Annotated in this window: 9 protein-coding genes; 4 read left to right on the top strand and 5 right to left on the bottom strand. The window is 71.3% G+C overall.

The annotated features are described in order from the left end of the window. Positions 1 to 226: 226 nt before the first annotated feature. The gene (locus tag ACIBCM_RS13845; RefSeq protein ID WP_399242650.1) at positions 227 to 2,302 is read right to left on the bottom strand and encodes a PhoX family protein; all 2,076 of its coding nucleotides are present in this window, start codon (positions 2,300 to 2,302) and stop codon (positions 227 to 229) included. 679 nt (positions 2,303 to 2,981) lie between these two features. On the opposite strand from ACIBCM_RS13845, the gene ACIBCM_RS13840 reads away from it, so the two are divergent. The 4 genes from ACIBCM_RS13840 to ACIBCM_RS13825 all read left to right on the top strand — a co-directional run bounded on the left by ACIBCM_RS13840 (position 2,982) and on the right by ACIBCM_RS13825 (position 8,981). Continuing rightward, complete coding sequence (locus ACIBCM_RS13840) at positions 2,982 to 4,652, top strand: VWA domain-containing protein (protein ID WP_399242648.1); 1,671 nt, start codon at positions 2,982 to 2,984, stop codon at positions 4,650 to 4,652. A 438-nt stretch (positions 4,653 to 5,090) separates the two neighbouring features. Next, a complete protein-coding gene (gene metG / locus ACIBCM_RS13835) occupies positions 5,091 to 6,719 on the top strand; it encodes a methionine--tRNA ligase (protein WP_399242646.1) in 1,629 nt (542 codons plus the stop codon). 179 nt (positions 6,720 to 6,898) lie between these two features. Further along, the gene (locus ACIBCM_RS13830; protein ID WP_399242644.1) at positions 6,899 to 8,071 is read left to right on the top strand and encodes a helix-turn-helix domain-containing protein; all 1,173 of its coding nucleotides are present in this window, start codon (positions 6,899 to 6,901) and stop codon (positions 8,069 to 8,071) included. Positions 8,072 to 8,693: 622 nt separating this feature from the next. Then, the gene (locus tag ACIBCM_RS13825) at positions 8,694 to 8,981 is read left to right on the top strand and encodes a hypothetical protein (RefSeq protein WP_399242643.1); all 288 of its coding nucleotides are present in this window, start codon (positions 8,694 to 8,696) and stop codon (positions 8,979 to 8,981) included. 396 nt (positions 8,982 to 9,377) lie between these two features. Here ACIBCM_RS13825 and ACIBCM_RS13820 read toward each other — a convergent pair whose 3' ends face one another. The 4 genes from ACIBCM_RS13820 to ACIBCM_RS13805 all read right to left on the bottom strand — a co-directional run bounded on the left by ACIBCM_RS13820 (position 9,378) and on the right by ACIBCM_RS13805 (position 12,998). Further along, positions 9,378 to 10,136, bottom strand: a complete 759-nt coding sequence (locus tag ACIBCM_RS13820; RefSeq protein ID WP_399242641.1) for a L,D-transpeptidase family protein — start codon at positions 10,134 to 10,136, stop codon at positions 9,378 to 9,380. Further along, entirely contained in the window at positions 10,133 to 11,107 is a 975-nt protein-coding gene (locus tag ACIBCM_RS13815; protein WP_399242639.1) for a hypothetical protein, read from the bottom strand. Before ACIBCM_RS13815 ends, ACIBCM_RS13820 begins: the two co-directional genes overlap by 4 nt. Beyond that, the gene (locus tag ACIBCM_RS13810) at positions 11,094 to 11,624 is read right to left on the bottom strand and encodes a SigE family RNA polymerase sigma factor (protein ID WP_399242637.1); all 531 of its coding nucleotides are present in this window, start codon (positions 11,622 to 11,624) and stop codon (positions 11,094 to 11,096) included. The genes ACIBCM_RS13815 and ACIBCM_RS13810 overlap by 14 nt, the downstream gene beginning before the upstream one ends. Before the next feature lie 645 nt (positions 11,625 to 12,269). Further along, complete coding sequence (locus tag ACIBCM_RS13805) at positions 12,270 to 12,998, bottom strand: SMI1/KNR4 family protein (RefSeq protein WP_399242635.1); 729 nt, start codon at positions 12,996 to 12,998, stop codon at positions 12,270 to 12,272. Positions 12,999 to 13,221: the final 223 nt, after the last annotated feature.

The raw sequence follows: 13,221 nt of genomic DNA, 5'->3' as shown, positions 1-13,221 counted from the left end.
CACGGCGAAGGGGCGGAGGAAATATCCCCCGCCCCTTCGGAACCCGTCCCACCGGGCCCAGCCCCACCGGAACCGGGAGCCCGAGAGTTCCGGAGCCCCGGGAGCCGGAACCCGGGAAGCACGGGACTCGGAGCACCGGAGCACCGGAACCCGGGAAGCCCGGGGCCCCGAAAACCCCGGGAGCCCGCCCCCGGAGCTTTCCGGGGGCGGGCTCCCGTCAGGGGAATCAGGCGCCGATGTCGCGGCCGTCCTTGCGCCAGACGGCGACGACCGACGGACGGACGATCCGGCCCGGTCCGTCGGGCCAGGCACTCGCGGGCTTCTCGACGGACGCACCGTCCAGCTCACCCGGGTGCTGCACCGCCACCAGGACACGGCGCTCCTGGATGATCGGCCCACAGGTCTCCGCGCCGATCGGCACGGTCAGGAACTGCTTCAGCTCACCGCGCCGCTCACCGTGGGTGGCGACACCGAAGAGGCCGTCGTGGGAGCCCAGCTTGTTGCCGTCCGTGGAGATCCACAGATTGCCGTGGGGGTCGAAGGCGACGTTGTCCGGGCAGGAGATGGGGCTGACCTTGTCCTTGGGGAAGCCCGCGAAGTAGGTCGAGGAGTCCTTCGGGTCGCCCGCCACGAGGAAGAGCCGCCAGGCGAAGCCGTCGCCCGCCGGGTCGTCCCAGTTCTCGGCCAGTTCCAGGATGTGGCCGTGCTTGTTTCCGTTGACGGGGTTGGCCTCGTCCGCGGCGGGCTGGCCCGCCTTGCCGCGGTCGGTGTTGTTCGTCAGGGCCACATAGACCCGGCCGGTGCGCGGGGACGGCTCGACGTCCTCGGGGCGGTCCATCTTGGTGGCGCCGACCTTGTCACCGGCCAGCCGGGTGAAGACGTACACCTCCTCGGCGGTCATACCGGGGACATGGGAGGTGTTGCCGGTGGCCAGCGGGATCCAGATGCCGGAGCCGTCGAACTCACCGTCGTTCGGGAGCTTGCCGCTGCCGTCGAACTCGCTCGCCGGGCTGTCGCCGGTCAGCTTGGCTACATACAGCGTGCCCTCGTCCAGCAGCGTGCGGTTGTGCTCGCGCGCCGAGCGGGAGTTTCCCTTCTTCATCGCCTTCGACGAGACGAACTTGTAGAAGTAGTCGAACCGCTCGTCGTCACCCATGTAGACGACCGGACGGCCGTCGTCGGTCAGACGCGGCTGCGCGGCCTCGTGCTTGAAGCGGCCGAGCGCGGTGCGCTTGGCGGGAACGAAGTCGGGGTCGTACGGGTCCAGCTCGACGACCCAGCCGTGGCGGTGGGACTCGTTCGGCTCCTGCCGCACGTCGAAGCGCTTGTCGAACCGCTCCCACTTGCGCTCGGACTCGCCGGAGCCGATGCCGTAGCGCTTGTCGGTGGCGCTGGAGCCGTGGGCGAAGTACTGGTTGAAGTTCTCCTCGCCGTGGAGCGTGGTGCCCCAGGGCGTGGTGCCGCCCGCGCAGTTGTTGAGGGTGCCGAGGACCTTGGTACCGCTCGGGTCCGTGGACGTCTTCAGCAGCGCGCTGCCCGCGGCCGGGCCGGTGACCGTGAAGGTGCTGGTGGCGGTGAGGCGGCGGTTGAGGTGGTGGCGGGTGACGGGCGTCAGCCCGCCCGACTTGCGCTCCTCCTCGACCACGACGACGGAGAGCCCGTGCGCGGCCCAGGCGGTCTCGACCTGCTCGCGGGTGGGATTGGCCGGGTTGTATCCCCGGAACATCAGGACCTCGTCGGTGTACTCGTGATTGGCGACGAGGAGCTGCCGGCCGCGCTCACCGTGGAGCGGGAGCAGGGAGAGGAAGTCGTTGTTGTACCCGAACTGACCCGCCTGGGCCTTCGCGGTCTGCTTGTCGGGGTTGAAGGAGGGCGCGCCGCGCAGGATGGGGTCACCCCAGCGGATGACGATGTTCTGGGTGTAGCCGCTGGGGACGGTGACCTTGTCGTCCCGGTTGGGCGCGACGGGCGTGAACCGCAGACCACGGGCGCCGTCGGAGCCGCCCTTGTCGTGACCCCGGCCATGGCCGTTCGGGCCGGCGACGGGCGCGGCGGACGCCGGGCTCCCGCCGGAACCCGCGACGGTCGCGGCACCCGCGGCGGCGGCGACCGTCACGACGGCCGCGGCGCGCACCATCGAGCGCCGGGACATGGCGGCGGCGATGATGTCACCGGAGTACTCGTTGTCGCTGGTGTTCGGGACCTCCTGGAAGCAGGCGTCACCGCAGCGGTAGCGGCAGGTGAGAGCGGAACGCCCGCCCGCGTGGGATCCGGCGTTCAACAGCGGCAGCAGCTTGCGCACTTCGTCCTCCTCCGGCGCACAACCGCGCCGACATCGTGTCGGAATATCTCCGTCCGCGACGTTAGGGGCGTACGGGTGCAATGCGGCGGACGCCGAATGAACGGCCGATGAATCCCGGACAGTCAGTAGTGCGGTCTCGGCCACGGCGACGACGGGTTCCCGGGGGAGGACGGGGGTGTCGTACAGCGGGTTACGCGCGGACGCCGGGTGGCCGCCCCTGCGGGGTCCCGCGGCGGGTGGCCGCTAACCTTACGTGTCCGCCCTGGCCGGGACACCCCAGGGACTGCTTGGCCCAAGTGCGGACATTCACCGCACTCAACTCATACGAAAGGGCTCGCACATGGGCATTCGGAGTTTGCTGCGCAAGGTGTTCGGTCGCGACCGCTCGGAGCCCAACGAGTCGGCGACAGCTTCGGTCCCGCCCCAGTCGGAGCGTACAGATTCGGCCACTGGGGGGACGGAGACGGAGTCCGCGACCACGACCGGGTCCGGGGCCGTGTCGGGGGCCGCGGCTTCGTCGTCGGGGGCAGGGGCCACGGCGTCGTCGGGACCCGAGTCCCGGTCCCGGTCCCGGGCCGGGTCCGGGACTGGGACCGCCTCCGCCTCCGCGTCCACATCCGCGTCCGCCGAAGGGGTTACGTCCACCTCGGAGTCCGGCGCGTCCTCGCCCGCGTCCCCGGTGGACCGCGCGGCGGATCTGGTCTCGGCGGCCTTCGACAACCCCCAGCCCCGCCCTCGCACTCCCTCGGTCCCCGCCCAGGCCCGCTCCGAACAGACCCCCGGCCAGACGGGCCCGGCCCCCGAGCCCCGTACGGAGCAGCCGGAGCCGACCGCCGCCGTACCGAAGCAGGAGAAGCAGGAGAAGGAGCCGGCGGCCGAGGCCGCCACCCCCGACGAGGAGGCGGCCCCCGCCCCCGCGGTCTCCACGGCTCCGGAGCCGAAGGCAGAAGCAGAAACAGCAGCCGAAACGGAAGCCGAAGCGGAAGGGGGTCAGGAGCCCGTCGTCGCGGACGAGACCGAGCCGACCGCCGCCACGGCCGACGAGCCCGCGTCCGACGTATCCGACGCCACCGTCAGCGAGCCCGAGCCCGAGGCCCAGGCCCAGGCCGCGAGCGAGCCGCCCGCCGTCGAGGCGGTCGAGGCGCCGGACGCGCCCGCGGCCACCGAGCCGGAGCCCGAGCCGGAGCAGCAGCCCGGCCCGGAAGCCCTCGCGGAGCCCGAGCAGCAGCCGGAGGCGGAGACCCCCGCCCCGGCCGATGCCGAGGACACCGCCGACGCGCCCGCCGCCCCGGGGGCCGCCGCCCCTGCCGAGGCCGACCGGGAGCCCGCCCCCACCCCCGCCCCGGACGCCGAGGCACCGGCACCGGCAGAGACCGGATCCGAGGCCGGGGCAGAGGCGACTGCGGAGGCCGAAGCGGAGGCGGAAACCCCCACCCCGGCCACCGAGCCGGAGACACCCGCCGCCACAGCTGAGCCGGAGGTGTCCGCCGCCGAGCCCGAGCCCGAGCAGCAGCCCGAGCCGGAGCAGCAGCCCGAGCCGGAGCAGCAGCCCGAGCCGGAGGTGCCTGTCACCGCCCCGGAGCCGGTCGCCGCCGTCGCCGCCGCCGAAGCGGACACCGCGCCTGCCGCGCCGGAGGGTGAGGACGAGGTGATCACCGTGACCGACGCCGACCCGGCCCCGGCCACCGAGGCCGGCGTCCCGGCCGCGCTCGCCGGGCACCACGCCGCCGCGGGAGCCGCGCTGGAGCGGGCCGGAATCGGCGGGGCGGGTGCAGGAACGGGGGCAGGCGCACCGGCACGGGCACGGGTGTATCTCGTACTCGACAGGTCGGGCTCGATGAGGCCGTACTACAAGGACGGAAGCGCCCAGCACCTCGGGGAGCAGGCACTCGCGCTCGCCGAGCGGCTGAACCCCGGTGCCCCGCTCGGGGTCGTCTTCTTCTCCACCGAGGTGGACGGGACCGGCGAGCTGAGCCTCGGCTCCTACGAGGGCCGGGTGGACGAGCTGCACGGCTCCCTCGGCCGGATGGGGCGTACGAACTACCACCTGGCCGTGGAAGAGGTGCTCGCCCTCCACGCGAAGGCCGACCCCGGGGCGCCCGCGCTCGTGATCTTCCAGACGGACGGGGCGCCGGAGTCCAGGACCGCCGCCACTGCCGCGCTGGCGGCCGCCGCGGACAAGCCGGTGTTCTGGCAGTTCGTGGCGTTCGGGGAGCACGACGCGAAGGCGTTCGACTACCTCCGCAGGCTCACGGCGGACAACGCCGCGTTCTTCCACGCGGGCCCCGCCCCGCGCGATCTGCCGGACGCGGAGCTGTACGACGGGCTGCTCGCGACCTGGCGGCCGTAGGGCGGCGGAGACCGTCCACCCGCCGGGCCACCCGCCGGGTCGGAGCGCCCGCACGGCGGGCCCGGCGCAACGCCCCCGCCGGAACCGGACCCAGTGCCGGCCCCGAAAACGGCCCCGGACCTAGAACCGGAACCGGTATCTGGGCACTCGCACGGCAGTGGCACAGTGACGGTCAGGCCCCGGCGGGGCCCGGCCGGGCCGTCACCGTGCCGCCGTGACCCTCCACGATCAACCAGCCGGCCAACGGCCGACCGGCCCGCCGACCGCCTACCGCGCGACGCCGACCGCCGACCGAGAGGCCGAGCCCGGTCCCGGCCCCGTACGACCCCGCCCCGTGGGCGCCCCACGCCCACCCCCGCCCCCACCGGCCCGCCCCCCGGCGCCCCCTGGACGCCGGGCCCGTCGGGAGGCCCTCCCCGGGCCGTTAGGATTTCGGGCATGGCGGCCACTGGATCCGAGAAGCAGGGGGCGACGAACGGCGTGCAGTCGTTCTACGTATCGACCCCCATCTACTACGTCAACGACGCTCCTCACCTGGGCCACGCCTACACGACCGTCGCAGGCGACGTGCTCACCCGCTGGCACCGCCAGCGCGGCGAGAAGGTGTGGTACCTCACCGGCACGGACGAGCACGGTCAGAAGATCATGCGCACGGCCGAGGCGAACGGTGTCACTCCCCAGGAGTGGTGCGACAAGCTCGTGGAAGAGGCGTGGAAGCCCCTCTGGGAGCATCTGGAGATCGCGAACGACGATTTCATCCGCACCACGGAGAAGCGGCACACGGACCGTGTGCAGGAGTTCGTGCAGGACCTGTACGACAGGGGCGAGATCTACCAGGGCGGGTACGAGGGCCCGTACTGCGTGGGCTGCGAGGAGTACAAGCTCCCGGGCGACCTGATCGACGGGGAGGGCGAGTACGCGGGCCAGAAGCTCTGCCCCATCCACAAGAAGCCGGTGGAGCTGCTGAAGGAGGAGAACTACTTCTTCAAGCTCAGTGAGTACGGTCCGAAGCTGCTGGAGTTCTACGAGGCCAACCCGGGCTTCATTCAGCCGGAGTCCGCGCGCAACGAGGTCGTGAACTTCGTCAAGCAGGGCCTTCAGGACCTCTCCATCTCGCGCTCGACGTTCGACTGGGGCATCCGGATCCCGTGGGACGAGAAGCACGTCATCTATGTCTGGGTCGACGCGCTGCTCAACTACGCGACGGCCGTCGGCTACAACGAGAACCCGGCGAAGTTCTCGGAGACCTTCCCCGCCGACGTCCACCTGGTGGGCAAGGACATCCTGCGCTTCCACGCGATCATCTGGCCCGCGATGCTGATGGCGAACGGCCTGCCCCTGCCGGGCCGGGTCGTGGCGAACGGCTGGCTGATGGTCGGCGGCGAGAAGATGTCCAAGTCGAACCTGACCGGCATCAAGCCGCAGGACCTCACCTCCCACTTCGGTGTGGACGCCTACCGCTGGTACTTCCTGCGCGCGATCGCGTTCGGCCAGGACGGATCCTTCTCCTGGGAGGACTTCACCGCCCGGTACACGAGTGAGCTGGCGAACGACTACGGCAATCTCGCCTCCCGGGTCGCGGCGATGGTCGTCAAGTACTTCGACGGCGTGCTCCCGGAGGCGACGGCGTCCGGTGAGGCCGAGCAGGCGGTACGGGACGGACTGGCGAAGGCGGTCGGCGAGGCGGACCGGAAGATCGGCGACGAGCTGGACTTCCAGGGCGGCATCCTGGCGATCTTCGACTTCGTCAAGCAGGTCAACGGCTATCTGACGGAGCAGGAGCCCTGGAAGGTCGCCAAGGACCAGTCCCCCGAGGGCCGGGCCAGGCTGGCGACGATCCTCTACACGGCGGCGGAGTCCCTGCGGGCAGTGGCCGTCCTCCTCAACCCGGTGATGCCCCGGACGTCCGAGGCCCTGTGGGACTCCCTCGGCGCGGAGGCCGCCCTCGGCGAGCTGGCCGCGCAGCGGGTGCGCTCCGCGGGCGAGTGGGGCGCGCTCCCGCCCGGCTCCCGCGTCACCAAGGGCGCGGTGCTCTTCCCCCGCCTGGAGGAGCCCACCACCACCTGACCCCGCCCCCGCCTCCCTGGCTTCGCCCCGGCGGTTCCGCCACCCGGAGACCTTTCCGGAACCCGGAAACCGCCGGGGCACGGTGGTTCCCGGCCACGGGGGGCGGAAGGGCCCGGCCCGGGGCCGGGAAGCGTTGCCGTACCCGGCCCCCGCCGCAACTGCGGGCGTACTCTCGTGATATGAGCGACGCTGGTAAGCACGTCAAGGAAATCCGCAAGCGCCGGGGGCTCACACAACAGGGTCTCGCCGAAGCCTCCGGCGTCTCACTGTCGATCATCCGGAAACTGGAGCAAGGGGAGCGGGAGACCGCCCGCCTGGAGACCCTGCGGAAACTCGCCGCCACACTCCGCGTACCGACCATGCGCCTGTCCGGCGGCCCGGACGAAGAGGGCCCCCGGCCAGGCACCGAGGAACGGTGGGCAGCCGTACGAGCCGCCGTCGAACAGCCCCCGCTCACTCTTGAATCGGACGAGGACCAACCGACGGTCGCCGGCGTACGCGATGCTCTCAGCTCGGCGGAACCTCTTTTCCACAAGGACGAGTTCGCGAGTCTCGCCGTAGTGCTGCCACCGCTGTTGCGGGACGCGGAAGCCTTGGGAGCGGACGGACGGGCCATCCGTGTACGGCTCTTGCAGCTCGCCGGGTGGCTCATGGTCCAGACGCGCCAGTTCGACGCGGCAGAGACCGCCTTGCAGCGCGCGTTGGACGACTCGGCGGACCGCATGGAGGGTGCAGCCACCATCAACACGATGTGCTGGCTGCTTCTCCGTCAAGGGAAATTGGATACGGCCCTGGACCTTGCCGTGAAGTGGGCCGACGAGACCGAACCGCGCATCAGCCGTGCGACTCCGGCCGAGCTGAGCACGTGGGGGTGGATGCTGCTGCGGGTGTCGGCCGCAGCCGTGCGGAACTCGCAGGCCGGGCAGGCGTCCGACGCGCTCAGGTTCGCTCACGCAGCGGCGATCCTGCTGGGGCGCGAGCACACGCACGAATACGAGCTCCGGCGGACATTCGGCCCGACTACAGTGAAACTCAAAGTCGCCGAGAACGCCGGTGTCATCGACCGTCCAGAAGTGGTACTGCGACTGGCGGAAAAAGTTCCCGGACCTGCCCTGAAGGCTGTGACGTCCAGCAACCGTAACCGCCACTTCCTGGACATCGCTGACGCGTACGCCAAGACCAACCGGTACACGGAAGCGTTCGGCAAGCTCGAAGAGATCAAGGCCGGCAGTCCCGAGTGGCTGCCCAATCAGCGCTACGCCCGGGACGTCCTCAGGCGAATCCTGAAGGGCCGCCGGACGCTCACACCCGAGATGCGGACCATGGCCGACGTTGTGGGCCTGCCCCTGTAGCGGATCCGTGTGGCACTTCGATGTGACCGGTCATCAAAGTGCCACAGACGGGCGGGTTTCCCTCTCCGTAGCGTTGCCGTCACTCAGCCGAACACGGGCAGGGGGAGCAACGTGCCGGGAGAACTCACGGCAAAGCACACAGTCGTGGACCGATCGGACCACCGGCATCCGCACCACACCGTCACCACGGCCGGACCGGGGTGCGGGTGGTGAATCTCGACTACCCCGAGGGCGACAAGCCCCCGGTCCGGTCGGCGCTCCACTGGCCCTTGTGCACCTGCGGGAACCCAGTATGTCCGGATACTCCCCGCACCGCCGGCGGAGATCGGTCGGAGCGGACTGAAAGTGGCTCGGACTCGCCGGTCCTGCGGTCCTTACGTGCCCGGGTGCGCGAGGAGAACCGGGCACGGCGCACGGGGAGGCCGCCGTGACGCGCCCTCATGTGTGATCGCCCCCGCGGCTGAGTGAACCGTCCGACCCGCTGACCAGGCCCGGCGCCCCCGGACACCAACTGACGACAAGCGCCCCGACAGACCGCGCGAACGGTCCATCGAGGCTCGCCGAGACAGCTTCAGGGAGCTGAAACGACATGCGCGATGCTATCGCCCGTGCCCTCTTATGGATGTTCCGTCTTCTGCCGTTGACACGCCACACCGGGCCCGGACGGCATACGGCCAGGTACTTCGCTGAACACCCCGCCCCCGAGCCCCCGTTCGTCCCGGACGACCCGTGGCTCCGGCCCTGGACCGGGCCGACGAAAGAGCAGGCACGGGCGATCTTCCAGCGGCAGGCGGAAGCCGCGCTCAGGCTCCACCCCGTACGGCAGCGGCGGCACCGGACCCTCTACTACATCTCCGCGGGTGTGCCCCTTCCGGCCGTGGTGTTCGACGCTGCGGAGGTGAATCCGTGACTGCCGAGAGCCTGACCGGGGAACTTCCGCCCGTGCGTGGCGGAGCCTGTGTCGTCTGCCACCGGTTTTCGGCCGCCGCCGTGGAGGTCGGGTACGTCGAGCGCGCCGGTGCACGGGGACTCGTTCAGCACGCATGCCCCGAACACGCGACCGCGGTGCCCCCCGGCCCGGTCCCCGGAGAGCTGAGCGGGGGCCTCTAGCCCGGCCCGTTCAAGGCCCGGGACGGACCCCCGACGCTCGGGCCCGGCCGACTCCCGACCCTCGCCGGGGGTCCAGGCGCCCAGGCCCAGGGGGCAGACACCCAACAGACGAGCCCGGCAGAACCAGCCTCGCCGGCGATTGAGGCGCGGGGTTCGGGGCGAAGCCCGACAGGCGGGCTCGCCCCCCGTTACGGGCTCAGCGCGCGAGTTCCTCCGCCGGGCCCATGACGACGACCGGGCGGTCCGCCGGGTCCAGGCGTCGCAGGAGGTCCTTCATCCGTTCGCGGGCCAGGCCCACACAGCCCTCCGTACCGCCGCCGTGACCCACATGGATCCAGATCCCGCCGCCACGGGACGTGCCGAGGGGGCGGGTCCAGTCGAGCGGGGTGGTGCCGGGCTTGCGGTTGTAGTTGACGGCGACGACGTAGTCGAACGCGCCGCGCTTCGGCTCGCCCTCGAAGTTCGTACCGCCGACGCGGAACGCCGGCCCCCGGTCGTACGGCAGCGAGGTCCCCGGATCGGCCAGCCGCCCGCCCGCGTCGGTGAGGCCGAAGACGCCTATCGGGGAGCGGAGGTCGCCCTGGCGGTGGTGCGGGGTCCAGCCGCGGTGGGCGTTGCGCGCGGGCCAGGGCTCGGTCACGGGCTTCCAGCCGAGTCCCGGATCGCGTTCGTACAGCGTCCCGGTGGACTGGTTGGAGTCCATGGACTCGCCGGTCACGACGAACACCTGCCGTGTCCCCGCGTCTATCCGCGCACGGGTCCCGGGCCCGAGGCCGGGTATCTCCGCGGGCCCCGGAGGGGTGGACGACGCCTTGGCGGACCCGGCGTCGTCGATCGCCGCGGCGGGCGCCCGACCGGACTTCCCCCCGTCCGCGCCGGAGCCGGAATCACCCATCTGGCAGCCCGTGAGGACCAGCCCCGCGGCCAGCGCGAGGAGCGGGACCGTACGCTTCATCGCCGTTCCCCTGTTCTGTCCGTTCCCGGTGATGTTCCGGGCAGCGTCGGCGTGTTCGTTCCCGGCCGCGTTCCGGGCAGGGCCCGCGGACTCGTCGACTGCCTGCGGGGAGCCTCGGCGTAACGGGCGTCCTCGACGCTGTCCGTCATCTCGTTCACCGTGCGCTCCGGCATGTCCTCCGCACCGCAGAGGGCGACGGAGACCAGAGCCCGGGACCCCTTCGCGCCGGCGATGACAGCGGTGTACGAGTAGACGCCGCCGATACTCCGGCAGGCGGGCGTGGGCTTGGGCAGCCTGTCCAGCGGCAGACCCAGCTTCCTCACTTTCAGGGGCCACCTCCCGGGCTTCTTCTCCAGGGTCAGTTCGAGAAGCGCTCCCCCGGGGCGCAACCGGCCGAGCGGCAGACACGTCCGCGCGCCGTCGACCGCACACGGCTGCCGGAACGCGCGGAGGGGCTGGTCCGCCGCGAACCCCCGGGCGGGTGCCTTGGATTCCGCGGCCTCCGGTACCTCCAGCGACTGCCAGCCCTCCGGGAGGCGGAGCCTGAGCCCGGCCAGATGCGGAAACTCGGCCGTGTGCTCCCCGGCCGTGCCGGACGGCGACGACACGCTGGGTCCCACGGAGACGGAGGGCGCGGCGGGCGGTACGGGCCCGGGGTCGCGCAGGGCCGCCGGCAGGAGTGTTCCGGCGAGCGCCAGCACGGTCACGGCCGTCGCGGTCGCGCCCACGGCCCGCCTCCGGCGCCGCCGGATCCGTTCCCGTATCTGCTCCAACCGCCCCTCGGGCGACACCAGCCGGGGAGTGGCGCGCTCCAGCAGGATGCGCAGCTCCCGTTCCCCGGCTCCGGTGCTCCCGCCGGTCCCGTCCGCAATGCCGTGCCGGTCCGGGATCCCGGTCCCGTCCGGCCTCCCGAGCCGTTCCGGGTTCCCGGCCCTGCCCCGATCGCCTGGGCGGGGGTCACGATCGCGCACGGCAGTCACCACCCTCCGCCATCGCGGTGGGCAGCAGTGCCCGCAGAGTACGCAGGGCCTTCGCCGACTGGCTCTTGACGGTGCCAGGGGCGCAACCGAGCGTGGCAGCCGTGTCCTCGACGCTCAGGTCCTCGAAGTAGCGCAGGACGACCACCGCCCGCTGGCGTACCGGCAGAGCGCGTACGGCGGCGGCGAGCGACTGCTCCAGGTCGACGATCTCGTACACGTCGTACGCCGCCCGGGGCTCGGTCTCCGGCACCTCGCCGTGCGGCACCTCGCCCCGCCAGCGTCTGCGCCACCAGGAGGCATGGGTGTGGATCAGCGCCTTGCGTATATACGCCTCCGGATGGTCCCCGGCGATCTTCTGCCACTTGGGCCAGACCCGCGCCAGCACGGTCTGGAGCAGATCCTCCGCGAGATGCGCGTCGCCCGTCAGCAGCCAGGCGACTCGAAGAAGTCTCGGGCCACGGGCGGCGACGAATTCCTCGAAGCCGCCGTCGTCGCGCTGGGAACCCATCCTGCCGCCCTCGCCGTTGAAACCCTGGAAGTCCTCGTAGCCGTTGAAGCCCCGGTGTTCTGTCGTCCACGCCAGGGGAACGCGGTGGGGCGGGGATCGGGTTGCCCTCCGTCCCGTGTTCCCACCGGACGCGGGCACGGACAGCCGGCCGGGACCGCGTTACCGGCCGGGCCAGGCCCTCCCACCCGCGAGTGCCCGCACGCCGGGCCGGGCGCCCGCGAGGCCGACGGTTCCCCACCCGTCGCGCGGGGTGCCGACGAACGCCGGGCCTGGCGTCCGTGCCACCGGGTCCCCGGTGCCGGGTTCCGGGTGCTCGTTGCCGGAGCGAGCGGCCGGAGCGAGCGGCCGGAGCGAGCGGCCCCCACCTTCACGCCGTAATAGATGCCGTTCCCACCGATCCGGTTCACCCGGCGGCCGTGAACACGACAGCCGTAAACACAGTGGCTTCGTAGGTGAGTTCCCAGAACGTCTGATGCTCAGCGGCGGGAACGCCCGGTTCCACGGGAGAGAGAGGTCGCCGAGCTCTGGAAACACCTCGGTGCCTGCTTCAGGACCATGGTTGTGCCCTGCACGAGGAGAGGGCCCGGGTGCTACCGAAGTCCAAGGTCCAAGGGGCGGCTGCGCCGGCAGGTCACCGCAACCTTGTCAGCGTTCGTCGTTCAGCCAATCGCCTGGGATCAGGTCACGAATGCGGTCGAGGTCTGCGGCTGTCCGGCCGCGGGCCAGAATGGCCATGCCGTCGTCGTCACGCAGAAGGACGTCCTGGCCCAGGAACCACCGGCTGGCGTGCTCCTCCTCGCCAGTGGGATACGCGGGGAAGGGCAGCCGGACGGCGTTCTCCTCCAGCAGTTCGATGCTGTCGTCGTCCGGGTCGAGGAAGTCGCAGAGCTCTTCATCGGCCTGCAGAGACTCGGACAGCACGATCTCGACGAAGCAGAGGGAAAGACGCTCCAGCCACTCTTCCCACCGCTCGGCGCTCTTGTCGGCAAGGTCAGGCCGGATGAACACCGCAGGGTCGTCATCCTGGAGGCTGTCGAGGAGGATGCCCCACGACGCTGCTCCTTGGTTCTCGTGACGGAAGACAAGGGCCTCCTTGGCGTCATCCACATACAACTGGGCCGGGCCGAGCAGCACATCGTGGTTGCTGGTGAGGTCCCGACGGCGCCCGAACAACAGATACGCCTCGCGCAACGCCGCCGGCAGCCGGACACCCAGCCTCTCCTCGGCGGCGACCAGATCCGCCTCCGCCCATCCGTCACCACTCTCCAGGGCAGCAGCCCAGTGGGCAGCGAAACCCTGGACGAAGCTCCACGCACCTCTCCGGCCCTCAACGCCTCCGGCAAGAGACGCAGCAAATTCGAACTCTTGTGTCATGTCAGGACGATACCCATCCCGCTCATCAGGCCCCTGCACACCCCAACACGCCGACGGAGTGTCCTCGGAACTCGGCAACATTCCTGACCTGCTTGATCAACATCTGCTACCCGAACTCGGCATCGATCCCCCTCCGTACAACGACGAAGCCGACACAGCGGCCGGGAACACGGCGGTACGGCGGCCGGGAACGCGGATCCCTGATGGCCCCGGAACGGCCCGA

Origin of the sequence: Streptomyces sp. NPDC051018 (genome assembly GCF_044456085.1) — a bacterium.
In the GTDB taxonomy this organism is placed as follows: Bacteria; Actinomycetota; Actinomycetes; order Streptomycetales; family Streptomycetaceae; genus Streptomyces.
Note: the sequence above shows the minus strand (reverse complement) of the source record. Positions and strands in the feature narration are given on the sequence as shown.